Raw genomic sequence first — 22,668 nt, 5'->3', positions numbered from 1 at the left:
CCGTGCGCTTCCGCCACCCCGACGGCTCGACCGTCCACCTCGCCTACTGCACCAACGTCCACCCCGCGGAGACCCTCGACGGCGTCCTCGCCCAACTCCGCGACCACTGCGAGCCGATCCGCCGCCGCCTCGGCCGCGACCGCCTCGGCATCGGACTCTGGCTCGCCCGGGACGCCGTCCGCTCCCTCATCACCGACCCCGTCTCGCTCCGCGGCCTGCGCGCCGAGACCGATCGCCGCGGCCTGGAGGTCGTCACCCTCAACGGCTTCCCCTACGAGGGGTTCGGCGCCGAAGCGGTCAAGTACCGCGTCTACCAGCCGGACTGGACCCGCCCCGAACGCCTCGCCCACACCACCGACCTCGCCCGCCTCCTCGCCGCGCTCCTTCCCGACGACATCACCGAGGGATCCGTCTCCACCCTCCCGCTCGCCTGGCGCACCCCCTTCGACTCCCACGCCGCGGACACCGCCCGCGCCGCCCTGACCACCCTCGCCGAACGCCTCGACGCCCTCGAAGAGCTCACCGGGAAGTCCGTCCGGATCGGCCTCGAACCGGAGCCCGGCTGCACCGTCGAGACCACCGCCGACGCCATCGCCCCGCTCACCGCCGTGGCGAGCCCCCGTATCGGCGTCTGTGTCGACACCTGCCACCTCGCCACCTCCTTCGAAGATCCCCGCACCGCCCTGGACGCCCTCGCCGCGGCCGGCATCTCCGTGCCCAAGGCCCAGCTCTCCGCCGCCCTGCACGCCGAGCACCCCCACCTCCCCGACGTGCGCGCCGCCCTCGCCGCCTTCGACGAGCCCCGATTCCTCCACCAGACCCGCACCCGCACCTCCGCCGGACTGCGCGGCACCGACGACCTCGCCGAAGCCCTCGCGGGCCACACCCTCCCCGACGGCGCTCCCTGGCGCGCCCACTTCCACGTCCCCCTGCACAGCCCTCCCGCCCCGCCGCTCACCTCCACGCTGCCCGTGCTCCAGGACGCGCTCGCCCTCCTCGTCGGCGGACCGCGCCCCCGCACCCACCACCTGGAGGTGGAGACCTACACCTGGCAGGCCCTCCCGGCCGCACAACGGCCCCGCACCCGCGCCCGCCTCGCCGACGGCATCGCCGCCGAACTCACGCTGGCCCGGGACCTCCTGACCGAACTCGGCCTCAAGGAACTCCCATGACCGGCCCCCGGAGCGACACCCCGCCCACCCCCCTTCTCGTCCTCGACGTCGTCGGCCTCACCCCCCGGCTGCTGCCCCACATGCCCCGCCTGCAGGCCCTCGCCCGCTCCGGCTCCGAAGCCCTCCTCTCCACCGTCCTGCCGGCCGTCACCTGCACCGCCCAGTCCACCTTCCTCACCGGCACGCTCCCCTCCGAGCACGGCATCGTCGCCAACGGCTGGTACTTCCGCGAACTCGGCGACGTCCTGCTCTGGCGCCAGCACAACGGACTCGTGTCCGGCGACCGGATCTGGGACGCGGCCCGCCGCGCCCACCCCGGCTACACCGTCGCCAACATCTGCTGGTGGTACGCCATGGGCGCGGACACCGACATCACCGTCACCCCCCGTCCCGTCTACTACGCGGACGGCCGCAAGGAACCCGACTGCTACACCCGGCCCCCGGCCCTGCACGACGAACTCACCGGCACACTCGGCACGTTCCCCCTCTTCCACTTCTGGGGACCCGGCGCCGACCTCGTCTCCAGCCGGTGGATCATCGACGCCACCCGCCACATCCTGCGCACCCGCCGCCCGGACCTGGCCCTCTGCTACGTCCCCCACCTCGACTACGACCTCCAGCGCTACGGCCCCGACGACCCCCGCTCCTTCCGCGCGGCCGCCGAACTCGACGCCGCCCTCGCCCCGCTCCTCGACGACGCCCGTGCCGAAGGCCGCACGGTCGTCGCCCTGTCCGAGTACGGCATCACCCGTGTCAGCCGTCCCGTCGACATCAACCGGGCCCTGCGCCGGGCGGGACTCCTGGAGGTGCACACCCAGGACGGCATGGAGTACCTGGACCCGATGACGTCCCGCGCCTTCGCGGTCGCCGACCACCAGCTCGCCCACGTCTACGTCCGCGACCACGGCGATCCCGGGGAGATGGCCCGCGTCCGCGACGCCCTCGCGGGCGTGCCCGGCATCGAGCGGCTCCTCGACGACGAAGGCAAGAAGGAGTTCGGCCTCGACCACCCCCGCTCCGGGGAGTTCGTCGCCCTCGCCGAGCCCGACGCCTGGTTCACGTACTACTACTGGCTCGACGACGCGAAGGCCCCCGACTTCGCCCAGCTCGTCGAGATCCACCGGAAACCCGGTTACGACCCCGCCGAACTGTTCATGGACCCGCTCGACCCCTACGTCCGGGTCAAGGCGGCCACGGCGATCGCCCGCAAGAAGCTCGGCATGCGCTACCGGCTGGCGGTCGTGCCGCTCGATCCCTCACCTATTCGCGGCAGCCACGGCCGCCTCCCCACGAGCGATGACGAAGGTCCGCTCATTCTGTGCTCCACCCCCCGCGCCGTAAGCGGCCGCGTCGCGGCCACCGATGTGAAATCCCTGCTGCTTCGACTCGCCGGTCTCCACTGACCCGATCCCGGTCCAACGGAATCCAGTGAAGCAGACGAATCCGACAACGAGGAGTTATCCACAGATGAGCCGCATCCCCCGTACGTCCGTGGACCCGGAACTCACCCACAAGCTCAGCCGGCGGGCCATGTTGGGCGTCGCGGCCGGCGCGACCGCCGCCGGCATCCTCGCGGCCGCCGCCCCGGCCGCCTCGGCGGCCGGACCCGCGCCCTCCGCGGCCGACCCCGCCACCCGGGGCAAGGGCCACGGCCGCCCCGTCCTGCCGCCCGGCCGTCTGGGCATCCAGCTCTACTCGCTGCGGGACAAGGTCGCCACGCTCGGCTTCGACACGGTCTTCGCCGAGCTCAAGAAGTACGGATACGACGAGGTCGAGTTCGCCGGCTACACCCAGGGTTCGGCGGGCGCCATCACCCTGCCCGAGCTCAGCCGCCTCACCCGCGACCACGGGCTGCGGGCCATCGGCAGCCACGTCGGCTACTACTCCTCCGACCCGAACGCCTACACCTTCGCCCAGAACCTCACCCGGGTCCTCGACGACGCCCAGGCCCTCGGCCTCCCGCACATCGGCACGGCCTCGGGCCCCTGGCGCTACGGCAGCACCGTCGACGGCTGGAAGCGCTGCGCCGAGGAGTTCAACCGGTACGGCGCCGAGGCGAAGAAGCGCGGCATGAAGTTCTACCAGCACAACCACGCCGAGGAGTTCTCCTTCGCCACCGACCGCCCCGACGTCCGTCTCTACGACGTCCTGCTCGCCGAGACCGACCCCGAGCTCGTCCATCTCGAACTCGACATCTACTGGGCGTACGTGGCCCAGTTCCGCTTCTCCCGCCGCGTCGACGGCACCCCGGCCCCCTTCGACCCGCTCGACTACGTCCTGCGCCAGCCCCACCGGTACCCGCTCTTCCACGTCAAGGACGGCGAGCACGACGACTCGGTGCGCGACGGCTACCGGATGTCGGACGTCGGCGACGGGGACATCGACTACCGGCGCTTCATCTCCGCGGTGAACCGCACCCGCCACGGACGCAACGCCCACCACTGGCAGGCCGAGCACGACAACCCCGTCGAGTCCTTCGCCTTCGCCCGCAAGTCCAGCGCCCACCTCCACTCCCTGCGCGAGAAGGACTGCTGATCCACTCCCTGCGCGAGAAGGACTGCCGACCGAAGGGCCCGGGGCCGCGGAGGCCCCGGGCCCCGGCCCGGGATCAGCCGATCCCCTGACGGTCGGCCTTCAGGGCGAAGTCCCGGTCGGCCGGCTCCGGAATCGTGCGCTCCACCAGCTGCACCAGGAGCGTGCGGTGCCGCAGGAGCGGCTGCCGGCGTTCGGCGGGTACCAGCGAGAGCAGATCGTCCAGACCCGCCAGGAGCCGGCGGATCACCTGCGGGTTGCCCTCCGCGCAGGCCCGGACCTCGGCGAACCCCAGGTCCACCAGATCCGTCCACCCCGGCACGTCCTGGACCAGCCGGACCGCGCCCTTACGGTCGCGATGGCGGACCGTGCCCAGCGGGCGGTCCGCGAGCGCCGCGAGGAACTGGGTGGTCCGGTCCAGGCACTGCACGGCCGTCGTCGGATCGTTCACGGAGGAGGAGAGGGCCCGCAGCGCGATGTCGGAGAGCTGCCGCAGCCCGAAGGAGAGGTCCTGGTAGAACGACCGCTCGATGCCGACCGACACGGCCGAGGACAGCAGGCGGGGCACCTGCCCGCCACCGTGGACGGCCAGGATCCGCGTACCCGGCAGGACGAAGTCGCCGATGCGGGGGATCAGCCGCAGCACCACCCCGTGCCGCCGGGCGGCCCGCACCAGGAGCGCGACGTTCACGTCGCGCAGCACGCCGGCCCGGCCCCGGTGGGTGAGGAACCCCGTCGCGGGCCCGAGGTCCTCGGCCACGCCCTCGTACCGGGGCTGCTTCGCCAGCACCCGGAACGCCTCGCTCGTGATCAGGTCGACCACGTGTCCCACCCGCATCAGCCGCAGCGTGGTGTTCACGTACGCCACGAAGAGCAGCAGGCTCAGCCCCAGCATGAGGAGCGTCAGGATCGACTGCACCAACGGCACGGCCGCGACGCGCCGAGGGTCGGTCTCGCCCTCGTACGCGGCGAGGACCAGCAGGGAGAGCAGGAACGTCGCCAGGAAGACGGAGAAGGTCGCCTTGGTGATCCGGCTCCGGATGAACATCGGCACCACCCGGGGGCTGAGCTGCCCGCTGGCCATCTGCAGGGCGACCAGGGAGATCGAGAACACCACACCGATGAAGGTCATCATCGCCGAGCTGATCGTCGTCACGATCGTCTTCGCGTCCTCGGCGATCTTGATCAGGTCGGCGACGTCGTCGTAGGCCTGCTCGCCCTGGAGATACTCGACGAGGGCCCGGTCCAGCTCGTCGGCGACGACCCACAGCACGAAGACGCCGGCCATGGCGGCGACCGGCGCGAACCAGAACGTGTCCCTCAGGTGCTCCCGCAGCGGCGTCAGGATCCGGGGTCTGCGGTACTCGGAGTAGCTCACCCGGGCAGGCTAGGGGGCCGCACGCCGGGAAACGCACACTCCGTAGGGGAATCGCCACATTCTGTACGTCTGGCGGTGCAACGCGTGGGTGATCAAGGCCGTCGGGGTCGCCGCACCGCACTGACCACGGAAAACGCGGGTGAAAGCCACCTCGAACCCCTGGTAGAGTTATCCATGTCGCCGCGGGAAACACCCCAAAGCGGCACACACCTGGTCCGGGTGGCGGAATGGCAGACGCGCTAGCTTGAGGTGCTAGTGCCCTTTATCGGGCGTGGGGGTTCAAGTCCCCCCTCGGACACCAGCCGGGACGATCGCGATCGTTCCCCGTGCGTTCATGAATTACCGGTGAGTCATGTGACTCACCGGTAATTTTTCGTTCCTGGAGCTCTCCCGCCCCACCGGACCGGCCCGGGCCCGTTCTGAGCCGCGCCCGCCGGGTCGGTCGCTGATACTGGGAAAATGGGCAGACTCGGGCGATACGTCCCAGCGAGCCGCCGGCGCGACCGCGTGTCATCGGAGGCAGGGCCGCCGGAAGCCGGCCCCAAGACCCGTCACCGTTCGGCCGGTCGGCGTGTGCCGTCGTTGCGGTTGCCGCGCAGCGTCGCCAGTCAGGTCTTCCTGCTGCAACTGGGCGTCGTCCTGCTGCTCATCGCCACAGCCGTGCTGGTGCTCGTGATCCAGGACCGGAACCGCGCGATCCACGAAGCCGGCGACCGTTCGCTGGTGGCGGCCGAGTCGTTCGCGAACGCCCCCGGCACCGCGGAGGCGATGGAGAGCGACGACCCGACGGCGGCCCTCCAGCCACATGCCGAGGTGGTGCGCAAGAAGACCGGCGTCGACTACGTCGTGGCGCTGAGCCCCTACGGCTTCCGGTGGACCCACCCGGACCCGGACCAGATCGGGAAGCACGTCTCCACCTCCTACGGCCAGGCGCTCGAAGGCGAACCCCACCAGACCACGTTCGACAGCAGCCTGGGGAAGGCGGTCGACTCGACCGTGGCCGTCTTCGACGAGAAGGGGAACGCGGTGGGCCTCGTGACCGTGGGGGTCACGGTGGACAAGGTGACCAGCGTGGTGCAGGACCAGCTGCCGGTGATCTTCGCCGCCGGCGGAGTCGCGCTGCTGCTGGCCGCGGGTGGGTCGGCACTGGTCAGCGGCCGTCTGCGGCGCCAGACCCGGGGCCTGGGGCCGGTGGAGATGACCCGCATGTACGAGCACCACGACGCGGTGCTGCACGCGGTCCGGGAAGGCGTGATCATTCTGGACGGTGACGGAAGGCTGCTGCTGGTCAACGACGAGGCGCGCCGGCTGCTCGCACTGCCGCCGGAGGCCGAGGGCAGGCCGGTCACCGAACTCGGGCTGAGCCCGGCCCTGGCGGAACTGCTGGGATCGGGCCGGGCGGCCACGGACGAGGTCTTCCTGGCCGGGGACACCCTGCTCGCCGTCAGCGTGCGGCCGGTCGTCGGCCCGCAGGGGGGCAGTGTGGCCACCCTGCGGGACACCACCGAGCTGCGCGCCCTCGCGGGCCGTGCGGACGTGGCGGGTGGGCGCCTGCAACTGCTCTACGAGGCCAGTACGCGGATCGGTACGACGCTCGACATGGAGCGCACCGCCGAGGAGCTGACCGAGGTGGCGGTCCCGCGCTTCGCCGACTTCGCCACCGTCGAGCTGGCGGAGTCCGTGCTGCAAGGGGGTGAACCGACGGGGGGGAGCATGGAGTTGCGCCGTGTCGCAACCGAGGGCATCCGGGACGACGTGCCCCTCTACCCCGTCGGGAGGCGTATGAACTACGCGCCCGGCAACCCCGTGGCCATCGGTATGGCCACCGGCCGGCCGGTCCTGGTGGCCGATCTCGCCCTGGCCGACGGATGGCGGGTCCAGAACCCGGAGCGGGCCCGGAAGGTCATCGAATTCGGTATCCACTCCATGATCTCCGTGCCGCTCCGGGCCCGGGGCCAATTGCTGGGTGTCGTGGAGTTCTGGCGTTCGGAGCAGGACCCCTTCGAACCGGACGACCTGTCCCCGGCCGAGGAACTCGCCGCCCGGGCGGCCGTGTGCATCGACAACGCGCGCCGGTACACCCGCGAGCACACCACGGCCGTCACCCTCCAGCGCAGCCTGCTGCCCGGCGCACTTCCCGAGCTGTCCGCCCTGGAGGTCGGGCACCGGTACCTGCCCGCCCAGGCGGGCGTGGGCGGCGACTGGTACGACGTCATCCCGCTGCCGGGGGCCCGGGTGGCCCTGGTGGTCGGGGACGTCGTCGGACACGGTCTGCACGCCGCCGCGACGATGGGACGCCTGAGGACCGCGGTGCACAACTTCGCCGCCCTGGACCTGCCTCCGGATGAGCTTCTCGCGCACCTGGACGAGCTGATCACCCGGATCGACCAGGACGCGGCGGCCGAGGGCGAGACCGAGTCCGTCACCGGTGCCACCTGCCTGTACGCGGTCTACGATCCGGTCTCCGGGCGGTGTGTGCTCGCCCGGGCCGGTCATCCCGGTCCGGCGCTGGTCTCGCCCGACGGCTCCGTGACCTTCCCCGACATCCCCGTCGCCCCGCCGCTCGGTGTGGGGGGCGGTCTGCCGGTCGAGACGGCCGTACTCCGGCTGGCGGCCGACAGCCGGCTGGTGCTCTACACCGACGGCCTCGTCGAGGCCCGCGGCCGTGACATCGACACCGGGCTCGGCATGCTGAGTGAGGCGCTCGCCCGTACGGACGGCGCCACCCCGGACGACACCTGCCGGGCGGTGCTCGACGCGATGCTGCGCACCAGGTCGAGTGACGATGTCGCCCTGCTCGTCGCGCGCACCCGGCTGCTCGACCCGGAGCAGGTCGAGGAGTGGGACGTGCCCGACGACCCCGCCGCGGTCTCCCGGATCCGCGCCGAGGCCACCCGCAGGCTGGAATCCTGGGGCCTCGGCGAGGCCGCCTTCACGACCGAGCTGATCCTGAGCGAACTCGTGACGAACGCCATCCGGTACGGAGCGAGCCCCATCAGCGTGCGACTGCTGCGCGACGGCGACAGCCTGATCTGCGAGGTCGCCGACGGCACCAGCACCTCCCCGCACCTGCGCCGCGCGGCCTTCACCGACGAGGGGGGCCGTGGTCTGTTCCTCGTCGCGCAGATGTCCCGCCGCTGGGGGACCCGGTACACCGACCGAGGCAAGATCATCTGGGCTGAGCAGGCGCTCGACGCCGGCGGCGCCGGGGACCTGAGCGGTCTCCTGATGGCGGACCTGTGACGCGGGACGGAGACCGGACCGCCGCCCCGGGGCGTGGGCGCTCCCGAAGCGTTCAGGAGCCTTCGTCGACCGTGAAATACGGGATCTTGGCCGGGTCCTGGCCGAAAGCGGCCCCGAGATAGACGGCCGACAGTTTGGTGAGCGTTCCGTCGTCGATCAGCTGCCTGATGATCCGGTCCAGCTCGTCCTTGTCGGGTGACCCCTTCGGGTACAGGGCGCCGTACCCCTGGTCGGTCCTGTACTGGCCCACGAGGCGCACCCTGCTCTCCCGCTTCTGGGGATAGGCCAGCAGAATCGTCGTGTCGTGGACGACCGCGTCGATGCGTCCCTCCTCCAGCGCCGTGACCAGCTCCGGGTCGTTGGCGAAGGCGGTGACGGGTTTGGTCGGCTTGAGGCGCTTCTTGACGAACTCCTCGCCCGTGGTGCCCTCGGCCACTCCGATGCGGACGTCACGGATGTTGCCTTCGTCGATCTTCTCACCGTCCCTGATCAGCACTCCCAGGGTCGAGGAGAGGTAGGGCGGGGAGAAGTCGGCGACCTTGCTCCGTTCCGGGGTGATCGTGATCTGCGCCAGGGCCAGGTCGAAGTCCTTGGTCCGGCCGGACACGACCTCCGGGAAGGGGGCGTTCTGCACCTCCAGCCGGTCGAGTCCGGACCGGTACGCGATGTTGGCGGCCATGCAGTACTCGTAGCCGCTCTTGATGGAGTCCGGCGTGTCGCCGTTCCACCAGCCGGGCGCGGGCAGGGTCGTCTTGACCGTGAGGGCACCCGCCGTCCTGGGTGACAGCTGGAACTCCCCGTGATGTCCCGAGATCGGACAGTCGCCGTACCGGGCGTTCGACGAGTTCGACCCGCCGTCGTCGCAAGCCGATGTCGCGACGATGAGCGCCACGCTGACAGCCAGAGAGACGATCGCTGCCGCGGCGCGCATCATTGCACCTCCGGTAGGGGGCGTACTCCTTGAGTCACCATAAAACACCCCGAACCATACGACTGCCCGAGCCACGGGGGAGGACCGCGGGTCGCGGGCCGGGTCGCCCGTCCTCCGGTGGTGGCGCAGTGGCCGGCCGGAGGCGCGAGCCGTGTCCCGGCCGCGTCGGGTCCCGGTCGTGCCGCACCCGCGGGCGGCACGGGCCCGGCGGCCACGCGCCGGCCCCGTCGTCTCCGCCGCCCTCAGCCCTGCCGGCTGCTCTCGTCGCGCAGCCAGGTGTGGAAGTCGCCCGCCCGGATCGCCTTCTTCGCACCCCTCCGCGCGGAGACCGCCGCAGCCACGAAGACCAGGACGGAAGGCAGCAGCCGGGGCTCGGCGCGCAGCAGCGCGCGGAGGTCGCCCATGCTGGTGCGCGCGGACGGGCGGTCCGCCGGTCGGCCGGGTGCGGCCTCCCCCGCCGGTGCGGGGTCCGCGGCCGGCTCGTTCCGTGCCGCGCGCTCCTGCTCGCTCTCCAGCTGGGCCGTCGACGTGGCCGCCCGGACGCGCCGGCGGATCAGGTCGGACCAGGTCCGCGGCGGGTGGACCACGACGCGGGCCGCGCCGACCACCGTCCGCTCCTCGGGCCCGAAGGCGAGCGAGGCGGCCAGGTCGTCGGCCATCAGGGGAGGCAGTGCGGCGATGCGGGCATGGCCGGCTCCGGACATCGCGATCACCCCTCGCCCGAACAGTCCCTCCCGTACCGCGGGCAACCGCTGCCACACGCGGTAGTACGCACGCACACGCCAGCCGCAGCCGGTCATCGGCAGATGCCGCTCCGGGGCGGCGGCCAGCTTGGCGTCCGGGCCGTCGAGGGCCGCCGCGAGGGCCCGGGCGTCGGCCGCTCCGAGGACCACGTCCGCGTCCACGTACAGCCGGGGGAAGCCGCGCGCGTGCTCGTCGCCGGCGCGCAGCGCGGCGTGCTTCGAGGGGACCGGTATCTCGACCACGCGGACCCGCGGCCCGCGGGCGGCGGCCACGCCCGCGGTGTCGTCCGTGCAGCCGTTGCAGACGACGACGATGTCGAAGTCGTCCGCGGAGGGCCGGTCCGGTGCCGCGGGTACGAGTGACGGGGCGGACGGGTCGCCGGCGGCGGAACCGGAACGGTCGGGTCTGTCGGTGGGAGCAGCAGGAGCGGCGGAATCACCGGAAGCGGAGGGATCGGAGGACCCGGAAGGACCGCCCGGCTCGGCCAGGAGCGAGTCCAGGAGTCGGCCGAGTGTGCGCTCTTCGTTGTGGGCAGGGATCACGATGCTGGGCACCGGGCCAGTATGACGAATCCACGCCACGCTCACCGTTTCTTTGACGCTTGGTGGGAGTTTTCCACAACTCCTTCATGACCTGCCCCACTTGCTCTAGATTGAGCGCTGCCGGATCCGCGCGGACGCGAGCACCCCTCGCGACGGGTGGATTCTGCGTCGTTGTGCGGACTCCGGTCGCGGGGGGGCTTCTTGCGATCGGTTCGCACCGTTTGGTCAGGCGGAAGACCCGCGTTCCCTCGACGCGCCATCAATGCCCGTCCTCCACCACGCGAGTTGTGCGCTCGCGCGGGCGGGACATGTGGGCACGGGTGGCTCAACGGGGTACGCGCGAAGCGCCCTTGGGGGGAATGGATGACCGTCCTGCCGGTCACACATGAGCGGCATCGTGTTGAATCCACACACTTCGACGTCCACCGGCTGTGGTGGAAACGGAGACATCAGATCGTCCTGCTGGTCGCGGACCTGGTCGCGGCCTCCGCTGCCTCGCTGCTGGTCCTGGAGGCGGTCGGACGCTGGCACGTGGTCCTCGGACTGCCGCCGGCCTGGATCGCGATGATGTACGGCCACCAGGCCTACGAGCACAGCTCGCTGGGGGCCGGGAGCGAGCTGTACCGGCGGGTGCTGCGCGGCGCCCTCGTGCTGCCGGCCCTCGCCGCGGCCATCGGCTGGGGGATGGCCGGTGACCTCGACCTGCTGCACGACATGATCCTGGCGGCTCCGCCGACGGCGCTGCTGGCCCTGGCCGCCCGGTTCGTGATGCGCCGCTGGCTGCACCGGCGCTGGGCCCAGGGCCGACACCGCACCACGGCGGTCCTGGTCGGGTCATCGGCCTCCGCCGTCGAACTGGTCGAGGCGCTCTGGCGCCGCGGCCAGGGCTTCGCGCCCATGGGTCCCGACCTGCGGGGCCTCGACATCGCCGGCGTGTGCCTCACCGACCCGGGGAACGCGCCGGTCGTCGCCGAGCTGGGCATTCCGGTGCTCGGCGGGGTCGCGGACGTGCCCGGGGCGATCCGCGCCCACGGCGGTACGGCCCTGGTGGTCCTGCCGACCTCCGAGATCGACGCGGCCCAGCTGCGCCGGCTCGCGTGGACCGCCGACGCCGCGGGCTGCGACTTCCTGCTGGCCCCCGCCCTGGGCGAGACGGCCGTCGCCCGGGTCGCGGTCCGGCCGGTCGGAGGCGTGCCCATGGTCCGGGTCCGGGCGCCCCGGCTGTCGCGGACCGCCCGGCTGCCCAAGGAGTTCGCGGAGCGGCTCGTCGCCGCGACCCTCCTGCTGCTCCTCGCGCCGCTGCTGTGCGTGGTCGCGGTGACGATCCGGCTCGGCAGCAACGGCCCGGCGCTGTTCCGGCAGAGCCGCGTGGGTCTCCACGGAAAGCACTTCACCATGCTGAAGTTCCGCACCATGCGGCCCGACGCGGAGGCGTGCCGGGCGGAACTGGAGCACGCCAACCACAACAGCGACGGTCTGCTGTTCAAGGTGCGGGACGATCCGCGCGTCACACGTGTGGGCGCCACGCTCCGCCGCTACTCGATCGACGAACTGCCGCAGCTGATCAACGTCCTGAGCGGCCGAATGTCGCTGATCGGGCCGCGCCCGCCGCTGCCCGAGGAGGTGGCCGGCTACGGCCACGAGGTCCGGCGCCGGCTGCTCGTCAAACCGGGGCTCACCGGCCTGTGGCAGGTGAGCGGACGCTCGGACCTGCCGTGGGACGAGGCGGTCCGGCTCGACCTGGCGTACGTCGACAACTGGTCCCTCGGACTGGACGCGTCGATTCTGCTGCGCACCGGCCCCGCCGTGATGCGCGGAACGGGGGCTTACTGACATGAAGGGGAACAAAGTGAAGGACGTGGATCGGCCCGACGAGCGGCTCGGAGTCGCGGTCGTGGGCGCCGGCTACTGGGGACCCAACCTCGTGCGCAACTTCCAGGCCAGCGACCGCTTCCTGCTGCGCTGGCTCTGCGACCTGGACGTCACGCGCGCCCAGCGGGTCCTCGGCGGATACTCCACCGTCCAGGCGACCGACGACTTCGAGGCGGTGCTCGCCGACCCCTCCGTGGACGCCATCGCCGTCGCGACCCCGGCCGGAACGCACCTGGACGTCGCCCTGGCCGCCCTGCGCGCCGGCAAGCACGTGCTCGTCGAGAAGCCGCTGGCGACCACCTATGCCGACGGCGCGCGCCTGGTCGCCGAGGCCGAGGAGCGCGGCCTGACCCTGATGTGCGACCACACCTACTGCTACACCCCGGCCGTGGGCCGGATCCGCGAGCTGGTCCACTCGGGCGAGCTGGGCGAGATCCACTACGTCGACTCGGTCCGGATCAACCTCGGGCTGGTCCAGAAGGACGTCGACGTGCTGTGGGACCTCGCCCCGCACGACCTGTCGATCCTCGACTTCATCCTCCCCGACCACGTGGAGCCGGTCGCGGTCGCCGCGCACGGCGCCGACCCGATCGGCGCGGGCCAGGACTGCATCGCCTACCTGACCCTCCAGCTCAACACCGGCGCCATCGCCCACGTGCACGTCAACTGGCTGTCGCCCACCAAGGTGCGCACCACCATGGTCGGCGGCGCCAAGCGCACCCTGATCTGGGACGACCTGAACCCGGCCCAGCGGGTCGCCGTCTTCGACCGGGGCGTCGACCTGGCGACCCCGCAGGAACTCGGCGCGGACGAGCGGCGCCAGGCGCTCATCTCCTACCGCAGCGGCGACATGGTCGCGCCCGCGATCGGGGAGAAGGAGGCCCTGCGCAGCATGGTCGACGAGTTCGCCGCCGCGATCCGCGAGCGCCGGGCGCCGCTGACCGACGGGCGGGCGGGCCTGCGCGTCCTGGACATTCTCGAGGCGGCGTCGCGGAGCCTTGAGTTCCGCGGCGCGGTCGTCGGGCTGCGGACCGGCGCCGGCCGGTCCCTTCGTACGGTGAACGATTCTGTGGGGGAACGGCGTTGAGCGATATTCGCGGTAAGAAGGTCCTGGTCACCGGCGGTGCCGGCACGATCGGCTCCCATGTGACCGACCTTCTCGTGGCGGGGGGCGCGCGGGAGATCGTCGTCCTCGACAACTTCGTACGGGGGCGCCGGGCCAATCTCGCGCGTGCCCTGGAGAGCGGCGTCGTCGACCTCGTCGAGGGGGACATCCGGGACGCGGCCACGGTCCACCGGGTCACCGAGGGCGCCGATCTCGTCTTCCACCTCGCCGCCATCCGCATCACCCAGTGCGCGGAGGAGCCCCGCCTCGCCAACGAGGTCATGGTGGACGGCACGTTCAACGTGCTGGAGGCGGCCGCCGCCGCCGGAGTGGGCAAGGTGATCGCCTCGTCCTCCGCCTCCGTCTACGGCCTGGCGGAGACCTTCCCCACGACCGAGCGCCACCACCCGTACAACAACGACACCTTCTACGGCGCGGCCAAGGCCTTCAACGAAGGCATGCTGCGCAGCTTCCACGCCATGTACGGCCTGGACTACGTGGCGCTGCGCTACTTCAACGTGTACGGACCGCGGATGGACATCCACGGCCTGTACACCGAGGTCCTCATCCGCTGGATGGAGCGGATCGAGGCGGGCGAGCCGCCGCTGATCCTCGGCGACGGCACCCAGACGATGGACTTCGTCGACGTCCGGGACATCGCCAGGGCCAACCTGCTCGCCGCGCAGTCGGACCTCACCGACGAGGTGTTCAACGTCGCGAGCGCGACCGAGACCTCGCTGCGGGAACTCGCCCTGAACCTTCTCGAGGTGATGGGCTCCGACCTGGAGCCGGTACACGGCCCCGCCCGCGCCGTGAACGGTGTGACCCGCCGGCTCGCGGACACCACGCAGGCCGAGCAGCGCCTCGGCTTCAAGGCGGAGATCGACCTGCGGACCGGTCTGAAGGACCTGGTCGACTGGTGGCGGTCCGAGCGCGCCGCCGGGTCCGCCCCGGCCACCGCGACCGCCCCGGCGCCGGCCGTCACGGCACCCGTGGCCGAGCCGGAGGAGGCCCCTGCCGCGTCTCCGGCCGCCGGCCCCGCCCGTACGCCGGTGATGGTGCCGTGGCTCGGCGAGGAGGAGGCGGAGGCAGCGGCCGAGGCCGTACGTTCCGGCTGGGTCGCGCAGGGCCCCCGGGTCGCCGCCTTCGAGAACGCCTTCGCCGAGCGGGTGGGCGCCGCACACGCCGTCGCGGTCAGCTCCTGCACGACGGCCCTGCACCTCGCCCTGCTCGCCCTCGACCTGGGGCCGGGCGACGAGGTCGTGGTCCCGTCGCTGTCGTTCATCGCCACGGCCAACGCCGTGCGCTACGTCGGCGCGGAGCCCGTCTTCGCCGACGTCGACCTCGACACCGGCAACCTCACCGCCGACACCGTGGACGCGGTCCGCACCCCGCGGACCAAGGCGGTCGTCCTGGTGCACCAGGGCGGCGTGCCCGCCGACGTCCGGGCCGTACGGGCCGCGTGCGCCGGCTGGGACCTGCCGGTGGTGGAGGACGCGGCCTGCGCCATCGGCTCCACCGTCGACGGCGCGTCCGTCGGACGCGGGGCCCTGCTCGCCGCCTGGTCCTTCCACCCGCGCAAGCTCCTCACCACCGGCGAGGGCGGGATGGTGACCACGGACGACGCCGCCTGGGCGGCCCGTCTGCGGCGGCTGCGCGAGCACGGCATGAACGTCTCCGCCGCCGAGCGCCACGCCAGCGGGAAGCCGGTGCTGGAGAACTACCTGGAGACCGGCTTCAACTACCGGATGACCGACATCCAGGCCGCGGTCGGACTGGTGCAGCTCGGCAAGCTGGACGCGATGGTGGCACGCCGCCGCGCTCTGGCCGCCCGCTACGGCGAACTGCTGCGCGGCATCCCCGGCCTGCGGCCGGTCAGCGACCCCGGCCACGGACAGGGCAACTTCCAGTCCTACTGGGTGCTGCTCGCCGAGGACTTCCCGGTGGGCCGCGACGAGCTCCTCGCCGTCCTCGCCGAGGCCGGGATCTCCGCCCGCCGCGGCATCATGGCGTCACACCTGGAGCCCGCCTACGCGGGGCATCCGGCGGCACCCCTCCCGGTGACCGAGCGGATCAGCCGCGACTCGCTGATCCTGCCGCTGTTCCACACCATGACCGAAGTCCAGCAGGACCGGGTGGTCGAGGTGCTGCGGGAAGCGGCGGGCCGCGCGTGAACGATCTGGTCATCATCGGCGCGGGCGGTCTCGCACGGGAGACCGCCCAGGCCGTGCGGGACGCCGGAGCCGGCGGCCACCGGCTGCTCGGCCACCTCGACGACGACCCGGCGCTGCACGGCGTCGAGGTGGACGGCGTGCCCGTGCTCGGAGGCTGCGACCTGGCGCGCGAACTGCCGCACGCGTCCTTCGTGGTCTGTGTCGGCAGCCCGCGCGACTACACCGTGCGGGCCCGCCTGGTACGACGGCTCGGCCTGCCGGCCGACCGGTACGCCACGGTGGTGCACCCCAGCGCCGTCGTGCCCGCCGGCTGCACGGTGGGCCCGGGCTCGGTGATCCTCGCGCAGACCGTCCTCACCGCCGCGGTGCGGGTGGGCAGCCATGTCGCGGTGATGCCGCAGACCGTCCTCACCCACGACGACGAGGTCGGGGACTACTGCACCCTCGCCTCCGGGGTCCGGCTCGGCGGCGGTGCCCGGCTGGAGCCGGGCGCGTACGTCGGGGCCGGGTCCCTGGTCCGCGAGTACACGACGATCGGCGCCTGGTCGCTGGTCGGTATGGGAAGCACCGTTCTGGCCGACGTGCCGCCCGGCGAGGTCTGGGTCGGCAGCCCGGCCCGCCGGCTGCGCGCGGCGAACCCCGCGGCGCTGGAACAACTCCGGTCGGACGACACCGACGCCCTCGCGCAGCAGGCCGAGGCAAGGGAAGTGAAGGGCAGATGAACCAGATACCGCTGGTCGACCTCAAGGCGGCCCACTCCGAAGTCGCCGACGAGGTCCGGGAGGGCTTCGACCGCGTCCTGGCCGGTACCGCCTTCATCGGCGGCGAGGAGGTGCGGGAGTTCGAGCGCGAGTACGCCGAATTCGCCGGCGTCGCCCACTGCGTCGGCGTCGCCAACGGCACGGACGCACTGGAGCTGGCCCTGCGGGCGAGCGGCGTCGGGCCGGGCCACGAGGTCGTCCTGCCCGCCAACACCTTCATCGCCACCGCCGGCGCCGTGGCCCGGACGGGCGCCCGCCCCGTGCTCGTCGACTGCGACCCCGACAGTCTGCTGATCGACACACAGGCCGCGCTCGACGCGGTCGGCCCCGCCACCCGCGCGGTGGTACCGGTCCACCTGTACGGGCAGAGCGCCGACGCCGCGCGGCTGGCGGCCGGCGTGCCGGACTCCGTCCGCATCGTCGAGGACGCGGCCCAGAGCCAGGGCGCCACCCGGGACGGCCGTCAGGCCGGCAGCGGCGGCATCGCGGCCACCAGCTTCTATCCGGGCAAGAACCTGGGCGCGTACGGCGACGCGGGCGCGGTGCTCACCGACGACCCCGAGGCGGCGGCCGTCGTACGGGCGATCGCCAACCACGGCGGCGTCCAGAAGTACCGGCACGACCTGCCCGGGTTCAACAGCCGGCTCGACGGGCTGCAGGCCGTCGTCCTGCGCGCGAAGCTGCGCCGGCTGGCCGCCGGGAACGAGGCCCGGCGGACGGCCGCGGCGCGCTACGACGAGCTGCTCGCGCCGCTCGCCGACGCGGGCCGCCTCGTGCGGCCGACGACGGTCGACGGAAACGTGCACGTGTGGCACCTGTACGTGGTCCGCGTCGCCGGGGCCGACCGGGACGAGGTGGTGGGCAAACTCAACGCGAGCGGCATCGGCGCGGGCGTGCACTACCCGACCCCGGTCCACCTGACGCCCGCCTACCGCTCCCTCGGGCACCACCGCGGGGACTTCCCGCACGCCGAACGCGCGGCCGACGAGATCCTCTCGCTGCCGCTCTTCCCGCAGATCACCCCCGACCAGCAGCAGCAGGTCGTGGATGCGCTGGCGGGCGCACTGAGCTGACGCTCACCCTCACCACCCCCGGCCGGTAGGCCAGGACCTGTACTGCCCTGAAAGGTACAGCGATGAAGAACCACCTCAGTCGGGCCAGGGGCGCCGTGTTCGCCCTGGTCGCGGCATTGCTATCGATCGTCCTGCCACCGGTGGGGAGCGCGAGCGCGGTCGCCGATCCCTGCGGGGCGGGCAGCAATCCCATCGTGTGCGAGAACTCCAAGCCGGGCACGCCGATGTCCGACTGGTTCGCCGCCAACTCCTACGGCGACATCGCCGGCTTCCCCACGAAGACGAGCCTCCAGGCCGGGGAGAGCATCGGCTTCAAGGTCCAGTCCCCCTCGGCCTACCACGTCAAGATCTACCGGCTCGGCTGGTACGGCGGCGACGGCGCCCGGCTGATGTCCACCGCCGCCCAGGCGGCCCAGACCTACCCCGCCAACTACACGACCAAGCACGCCGACTGCCTGAAGAACCAGCCCACCGGGCTCATGGACTGCGGCAACTGGCCCACCACCGCGACCTGGACCGTGCCGAGCGACGCCGTCTCCGGCCTGTACATCGCCAACTTCGACCAGGCCGACGGCAACGGCCTCATGCCCTACCCCTTCGTCGTGCGCAACGACTCCAGCCACTCCGACATCCTCGTGCAGACCTCGGACCAGACCTGGCAGGCGTACAACGACTGGGGCGGGACGAACCTCTACGACGGCCAGGGCCCCGCGCCCGACGGACGCGCCTACAAGGTCAGCTACAACCGCCCCATGGACATCGGCGGTGACAACGGCATCTACGGCTCCGAGTTCGAGATGATCGCCTGGCTGGAGCGCAACGGCTACGACACCAGCTACGTCTCCGGCGTGGACACCGCGGGCCGCGGCGCCTCGCTGCTGCCGAACCACAAGATGTTCATGTCCCAGGGCCACGACGAGTACTGGACCCAGGAGCAGTTCACCAACGTGCTCAACGCGCGGAAGGCGGGCCAGCACCAGACCTACTTCGCGGGCAACGAGATCTTCTGGAAGACCCGCTTCGAGCCCAGCATCGACGGCACCAACACCGCCGACCGGACGCTGGTCTGCTACAAGGAGACCAAGCTCAAGTTCCCCACGCCCAACGGCGTTCCCGACCCGAGCCCCGAGTGGACCGGCACCTGGGTCGACCCGGACAGCACCAAGGAAGGCGCGCCCTACCAGCCGCAGAACATCCTCACCGGTTCGCTGTTCCAGGTGAACGGGCCCCGCAACGACGCGATCACGGTGCCCGCCGCCTACTCCAAGATGCGCCTGTGGCGGAACACCACGGTCGCCGGCCTGACCGGCAACCAGGTCGCCACCTTCCCGGCGGGCACCCTCGGTTACGAGTGGGACAGCGACGTCGAGAACGCCAGCCGTCCGGCCGGCCAGATCCGGATGTCCTCCACCACCGTGGAGGTCAACGACGGCACCTACCTGCTCGACTGGGGCAACAACTACGGCAACGGCACCGCCACGCACAGCCTCGTCGCCTTCCGCGACCAGACCTCGCACGCCCTGGTGTTCGGCACCGGCACCGTGCAGTGGTCCTGGGGTCTGACCAACGTCCCGACCGCCGACCCCGGCGGCGGCGTGGTGACCGAGGACAAGCGGATGCAGCAGGCGACCGTCAACATCCTCGCCGACATGGGCATCCAGCCCAAGACCCTCCAGTCCGGACTGGTCGCGGCCTCCGCCTCCAGTGACACCACGGGTCCGGCCGTCACGGTCACCAGCCCGGCCTCGGGCAGCTCCGTCTCCGCCCTCCAGCAGGTCACCGTCACGGGAACCGCGGCCGACTCCGGCGGCGGTGTGGTCGCCCGGGTGGAGGTCTCCACCGACGGCGGCACCACCTGGCACGCCGCCAACGGCACGGCCTCGTGGAACTACACCTGGACCCCGATGACCACCGGGCCCGCCCAGATCAAGGTCCGCGCGGTCGACGACAGCGTCAACATGGGCGCCGTCACCACCGTGCCCCTGACCGTCGAGCCGCAGAAGTGCCCCTGCACGGTCTGGCCCCCCTCCACCACGCCGACCAAGGTCAACGGCGGCGACGGCAGCTCCGTCGAACTCGGGGTGAAGGTCCGCAGCTCCGTGCCCGGCAGCATCACGGGCGTCCGCTTCTACAAGTCCGCCGCGAACACCGGCACCCACAAGGGCAGCCTGTGGAGCAGCAGCGGCCAGCTGCTGGCCACCGGCACCTTCGCCAACGAGACCGCGTCCGGCTGGCAGCAGCTGAAGTTCGCCACCCCGGTCCCGGTCAAGGCGAACACCACCTACATCGCCTCCTACTTCGCCCCGAACGGCGGCTACTCCTTCGACGCGGGCTACTTCGCCGACAAGGACGCCGGCCTGGCACCCCTGACGGCGCTGAAGTCCGGCACCGACGGAGGCAACGGCGTCTACCGCTACACCTCCACCAGCGCCTTCCCGTCCTCGGCGTCGTCCGGAAGCAACTACTGGGTGGACGCGATCCTGGAGACCGGCTCGGCCTCCACCGACCCGCCCACGGTCACCGGCCGCACCCCGGCCGTCGGGGCCACCGGAGTGGCGACCACCGCGCCGCTGTCCGCCACCTTCAGCCAGAGCATCGACAGCAGCACCCTGGTGTTCACGGTGAAGGGACCGGGCAACACCGCGGTCCCGGGCAGCGCCGCACTCAGCAGCGACGGCAAGACCGCCGCCTTCACCCTCTCCAGCCAGCTCGCCCTGGGCACCACGTACACCGCGTCCGTGCAGGCCGCGGACCTGTGGGGCAACGTGATGGCGGCGCCCGTGACGTGGACCTTCACCACGAGCGCGACCCCGCCGCCGGCCACCTGCCCGTGCCTGCTGTGGAGCACGGACTCGGTGCCCACCAAGCCCGAGGTCACGGCCGACACCAACCCCCTGGAGCTGGGGACCCGCTTCGAGTCGGCCCTGAACGGCCGGGTCACCGGGGTCACCTTCTACAAGGGCGCGGGCAACACCGGCGTGCACACCGGCAACCTGTGGACCGAGGACGGCGACCTGCTCGCCAGCGGCACCTTCACCGGTGAGACCGCGTCCGGCTGGCAGACGCTCACCTTCGCCACACCGGTCGCCATCACGGCCAACACCCGCTACATCGTCTCGTACCACGCGCCGAACGGGCGCTACGCCGCCGACGCGGGCTACTTCGCGGGGGCGCACCTGTCCTATCCGCTGACGGCCCTCGCCGACACGAGCGGCCGTGCCAACGGCCTCTACCGGTACGGGAGCACGTCGGGCTTCCCGACCAGCTCCTACAACGCGACGAACTACTGGGTCGGCCCGGTCTTCACGACCGACGCCGGCTGACACCCGGGTGCGCCGGGCCGGGTCGTCCAGACCCGGCCCGGCGCACTCGTCCGTACCGAACACACCGGCAGAAACCGGGGATTGGGCCCTCCAACCATGAGCTCCGTCAGCGTCGTGATTCCCTGCTACAAGTACGGCCACTTCCTGGCCGACTGCGTGCGCAGCGTGCTCGACGAGCAGCCCGGCCTCGACGTCCGGGTGCTGATCATCGACGACGCGTCCCCCGACGACTCGGCGGAGGCGGCGCTGAAACTGGCCGCGTCCGACCCGCGGATCGAGGTCCGGGTCCACGAACAGAACCGCGGCCACATCGCCACGTACAACGAAGGACTGCTGGAGTGGGCCGACGGCGACTACGTCGTGCTCCTCTCCGCCGACGACCGGCTGGTGCCGGGGGCGCTGGTCCGCGCCGTCGCGCTCCTCGACGCCCACCCGGAGGCCGGTTTCGCCTACGGCAGGCCGCTGCGCTTCCAGCACGGCGGACCGCTGCCCCGGGCCCGCACCGGCGAGTCCGGCGCCGTGGTCTACCCCGGGCACTGGTGGCTGGAGCGACGCTTCCGCGAGGGCTCCGGCTGCATCACCTCGCCCGAGGTCGTCGTCCGCACCAGCCTCCAGCGCGAGGTCGGCGGCTACGACCCGGCACTTCCGCACGCCGGCGACATCGAGATGTGGATGCGGCTGGCCGCGCACGCCGACGTCGGCTACGTCAGCGGCGCGGACCAGGCCTACTACCGCGTCCACGGCAACAACATGTCCACCACGGACTTCGGCGGCCAGCTCGACGACATCCGGCAGCGCCGCGCCGCGTTCGGCGCGGTGCTCGACAAGTGCGCCGACCGGCTTCCGCAGGCGGACCGGCTCTCCGCGCTGGTGAACACCAGCCTCGCCCGCCAGGCCCTGCGGCGCGCCTACCGCGCCTACGACCGGGGGCGCACCGATGTCGTCCCCGTCGACGAACTCCTCGCCCTCGCCCGGGAGTGCCGCCCCGACGCGGAGACCCTCCCGGAGTACCGGGCGCTGCGGCTGCGCCGGCGGATCGGCGCGCGCACCATGCCGTACCTGCAGCCCCTGGTGCTGTCGGCGGTACGCGACCGGATACGCGAGTGGTTCTGGTGGCGTTCCTGGCAGCGCCGCGGCATCTGACGCCGAGGCCGGACCGCCCGCACCCTCCAGAGACGAAAGGCACCACAGTGAACTACCGGGTCCAGCCCACGGCGGACGTCGACAAGACCGCCGAGATCGGCGACGGCACCAGCGTCTGGGAACTCGCCCAGATCCGCGAGGACGCCCGCCTCGGCGCCCGGTGCGTCGTGGGCCGCGGCGCGTACGTCGGCCCCGGCGTGGTCATCGGCGACAACTGCAAGCTGCAGAACTACGCCCTGGTCTACGAACCGGCCGTGCTGGCCGACGGCGTCTTCATCGGCCCGTCCGTGGTCCTCACCAACGACCACAACCCGCGCGCCGTGGACCCCGAGGGCACGTTGAAGCGGGGCGGGGACTGGGAGCCCGTGGCCGTCCGGATCGGCGAGGGCGCGGCCATCGGCGCCCGCTCGGTGTGCGTGGCGCCGGTCGAGATCGGCCGCTGGGCGCTCGTCGCGGCCGGATCGGTCGTCACCGCCGACGTCCCCGACTTCGCCCTCGTGATGGGCGTCCCGGCGCGACAGGCGGGCTGGGTCGGCCGGGCCGGTGTCCGGCTGACCGAGCACGCCGAGCGTCCCGGGGTGTGGGAGTGCCCGCAGACCGGCGCGCTGTACGAGGAGAAGGACGGGCGCCTCACCGAACACCGTGCGGCGCGCTGACGTTCCCGCGGTCGCGGCG

Annotated in this window: 15 protein-coding genes and 1 tRNA gene; 13 read left to right on the top strand and 3 right to left on the bottom strand. The window is 72.1% G+C overall.

The window, feature by feature from the left end:
• The first annotated feature begins 2 nt into the window (after positions 1-2).
• From eboE to ACE1OA_RS06430, 3 genes are all read left to right on the top strand, one after another.
• Complete coding sequence (eboE, locus tag ACE1OA_RS06440) at positions 3-1,172, top strand: metabolite traffic protein EboE (protein ID WP_356600557.1); 1,170 nt, start codon at positions 3-5, stop codon at positions 1,170-1,172.
• Entirely contained in the window at positions 1,169-2,575 is a 1,407-nt protein-coding gene (locus ACE1OA_RS06435) for a nucleotide pyrophosphatase/phosphodiesterase family protein (RefSeq protein ID WP_432752443.1), read from the top strand. The genes eboE and ACE1OA_RS06435 overlap by 4 nt, the downstream gene beginning before the upstream one ends.
• Before the next feature lie 64 nt (positions 2,576-2,639).
• A complete protein-coding gene (locus ACE1OA_RS06430; protein ID WP_356776600.1) occupies positions 2,640-3,707 on the top strand; it encodes a sugar phosphate isomerase/epimerase family protein in 1,068 nt (355 codons plus the stop codon).
• A 73-nt stretch (positions 3,708-3,780) separates the two neighbouring features.
• On the opposite strand, the gene ACE1OA_RS06425 is transcribed toward ACE1OA_RS06430, so the two are convergent.
• On the bottom strand, positions 3,781-5,082 hold the full coding sequence (locus ACE1OA_RS06425) for a DUF2254 domain-containing protein (RefSeq protein WP_432752442.1): 1,302 nt from the start codon (positions 5,080-5,082) through the stop codon (positions 3,781-3,783).
• Between the two features lie 213 nt (positions 5,083-5,295).
• Here ACE1OA_RS06425 and ACE1OA_RS06420 point away from each other — a divergent pair.
• A tRNA-Leu gene (locus tag ACE1OA_RS06420) sits at positions 5,296-5,383 on the top strand.
• A 158-nt stretch (positions 5,384-5,541) separates the two neighbouring features.
• Positions 5,542-8,325 (top strand): SpoIIE family protein phosphatase, encoded by a 2,784-nt coding sequence (locus ACE1OA_RS06415; RefSeq protein ID WP_384866231.1) that lies wholly within the window; start codon positions 5,542-5,544, stop codon positions 8,323-8,325.
• Between the two features lie 52 nt (positions 8,326-8,377).
• Here the strand turns inward: ACE1OA_RS06415 and ACE1OA_RS06410 are convergent, their stop codons facing one another.
• Both ACE1OA_RS06410 and ACE1OA_RS06405 read right to left on the bottom strand, forming a co-directional pair.
• On the bottom strand, positions 8,378-9,256 hold the full coding sequence (locus ACE1OA_RS06410) for an ABC transporter substrate-binding protein (protein WP_432752441.1): 879 nt from the start codon (positions 9,254-9,256) through the stop codon (positions 8,378-8,380).
• Positions 9,257-9,498: 242 nt separating this feature from the next.
• A complete protein-coding gene (locus ACE1OA_RS06405; protein ID WP_361312321.1) occupies positions 9,499-10,554 on the bottom strand; it encodes a glycosyltransferase in 1,056 nt (351 codons plus the stop codon).
• Between the two features lie 351 nt (positions 10,555-10,905).
• Here ACE1OA_RS06405 and ACE1OA_RS06400 point away from each other — a divergent pair, with 351 nt between their 5' ends.
• From ACE1OA_RS06400 to ACE1OA_RS06365, 8 genes are all read left to right on the top strand, one after another.
• Positions 10,906-12,375 carry a sugar transferase gene (locus ACE1OA_RS06400; protein ID WP_356600543.1) on the top strand — a complete coding sequence of 490 codons (1,470 nt, stop codon included), beginning with the start codon at positions 10,906-10,908 and terminating at the stop codon, positions 12,373-12,375.
• Positions 12,376-12,391: 16 nt separating this feature from the next.
• Positions 12,392-13,501: a Gfo/Idh/MocA family protein gene (locus tag ACE1OA_RS06395; protein ID WP_356600541.1), complete on the top strand. Its 1,110-nt coding sequence runs from the start codon at positions 12,392-12,394 to the stop codon at positions 13,499-13,501.
• Positions 13,498-15,693: an aminotransferase class I/II-fold pyridoxal phosphate-dependent enzyme gene (locus tag ACE1OA_RS06390; RefSeq protein ID WP_356600539.1), complete on the top strand. Its 2,196-nt coding sequence runs from the start codon at positions 13,498-13,500 to the stop codon at positions 15,691-15,693. The genes ACE1OA_RS06395 and ACE1OA_RS06390 overlap by 4 nt, the downstream gene beginning before the upstream one ends.
• Positions 15,690-16,415 carry an acetyltransferase gene (locus ACE1OA_RS06385; RefSeq protein WP_356600537.1) on the top strand — a complete coding sequence of 242 codons (726 nt, stop codon included), beginning with the start codon at positions 15,690-15,692 and terminating at the stop codon, positions 16,413-16,415. The genes ACE1OA_RS06390 and ACE1OA_RS06385 overlap by 4 nt, the downstream gene beginning before the upstream one ends.
• Positions 16,412-17,527, top strand: a complete 1,116-nt coding sequence (locus ACE1OA_RS06380) for a DegT/DnrJ/EryC1/StrS family aminotransferase (RefSeq protein ID WP_432752440.1) — start codon at positions 16,412-16,414, stop codon at positions 17,525-17,527. The genes ACE1OA_RS06385 and ACE1OA_RS06380 overlap by 4 nt, the downstream gene beginning before the upstream one ends.
• Positions 17,528-17,589: 62 nt before the next feature.
• Positions 17,590-20,850, top strand: coding sequence for a DUF4082 domain-containing protein (locus ACE1OA_RS06375; RefSeq protein ID WP_356600533.1), 3,261 nt, complete (start codon positions 17,590-17,592; stop codon positions 20,848-20,850).
• Positions 20,851-20,946: 96 nt separating this feature from the next.
• Positions 20,947-21,993 carry a glycosyltransferase family 2 protein gene (locus tag ACE1OA_RS06370; RefSeq protein ID WP_356776618.1) on the top strand — a complete coding sequence of 349 codons (1,047 nt, stop codon included), beginning with the start codon at positions 20,947-20,949 and terminating at the stop codon, positions 21,991-21,993.
• A gap of 47 nt (positions 21,994-22,040) precedes the next feature.
• Positions 22,041-22,649 carry an acyltransferase gene (locus ACE1OA_RS06365; RefSeq protein ID WP_356600529.1) on the top strand — a complete coding sequence of 203 codons (609 nt, stop codon included), beginning with the start codon at positions 22,041-22,043 and terminating at the stop codon, positions 22,647-22,649.
• The last annotated feature ends 19 nt before the right edge of the window (positions 22,650-22,668 follow it).

It is taken from the genome of Streptomyces sp. JL2001, assembly GCF_050917515.1.
Taxonomy (GTDB): domain Bacteria; phylum Actinomycetota; class Actinomycetes; order Streptomycetales; family Streptomycetaceae; genus Streptomyces.
The sequence above is the reverse complement of the archived record's forward strand: the minus strand, read 5'-3'. Positions and strand labels throughout refer to the sequence as shown.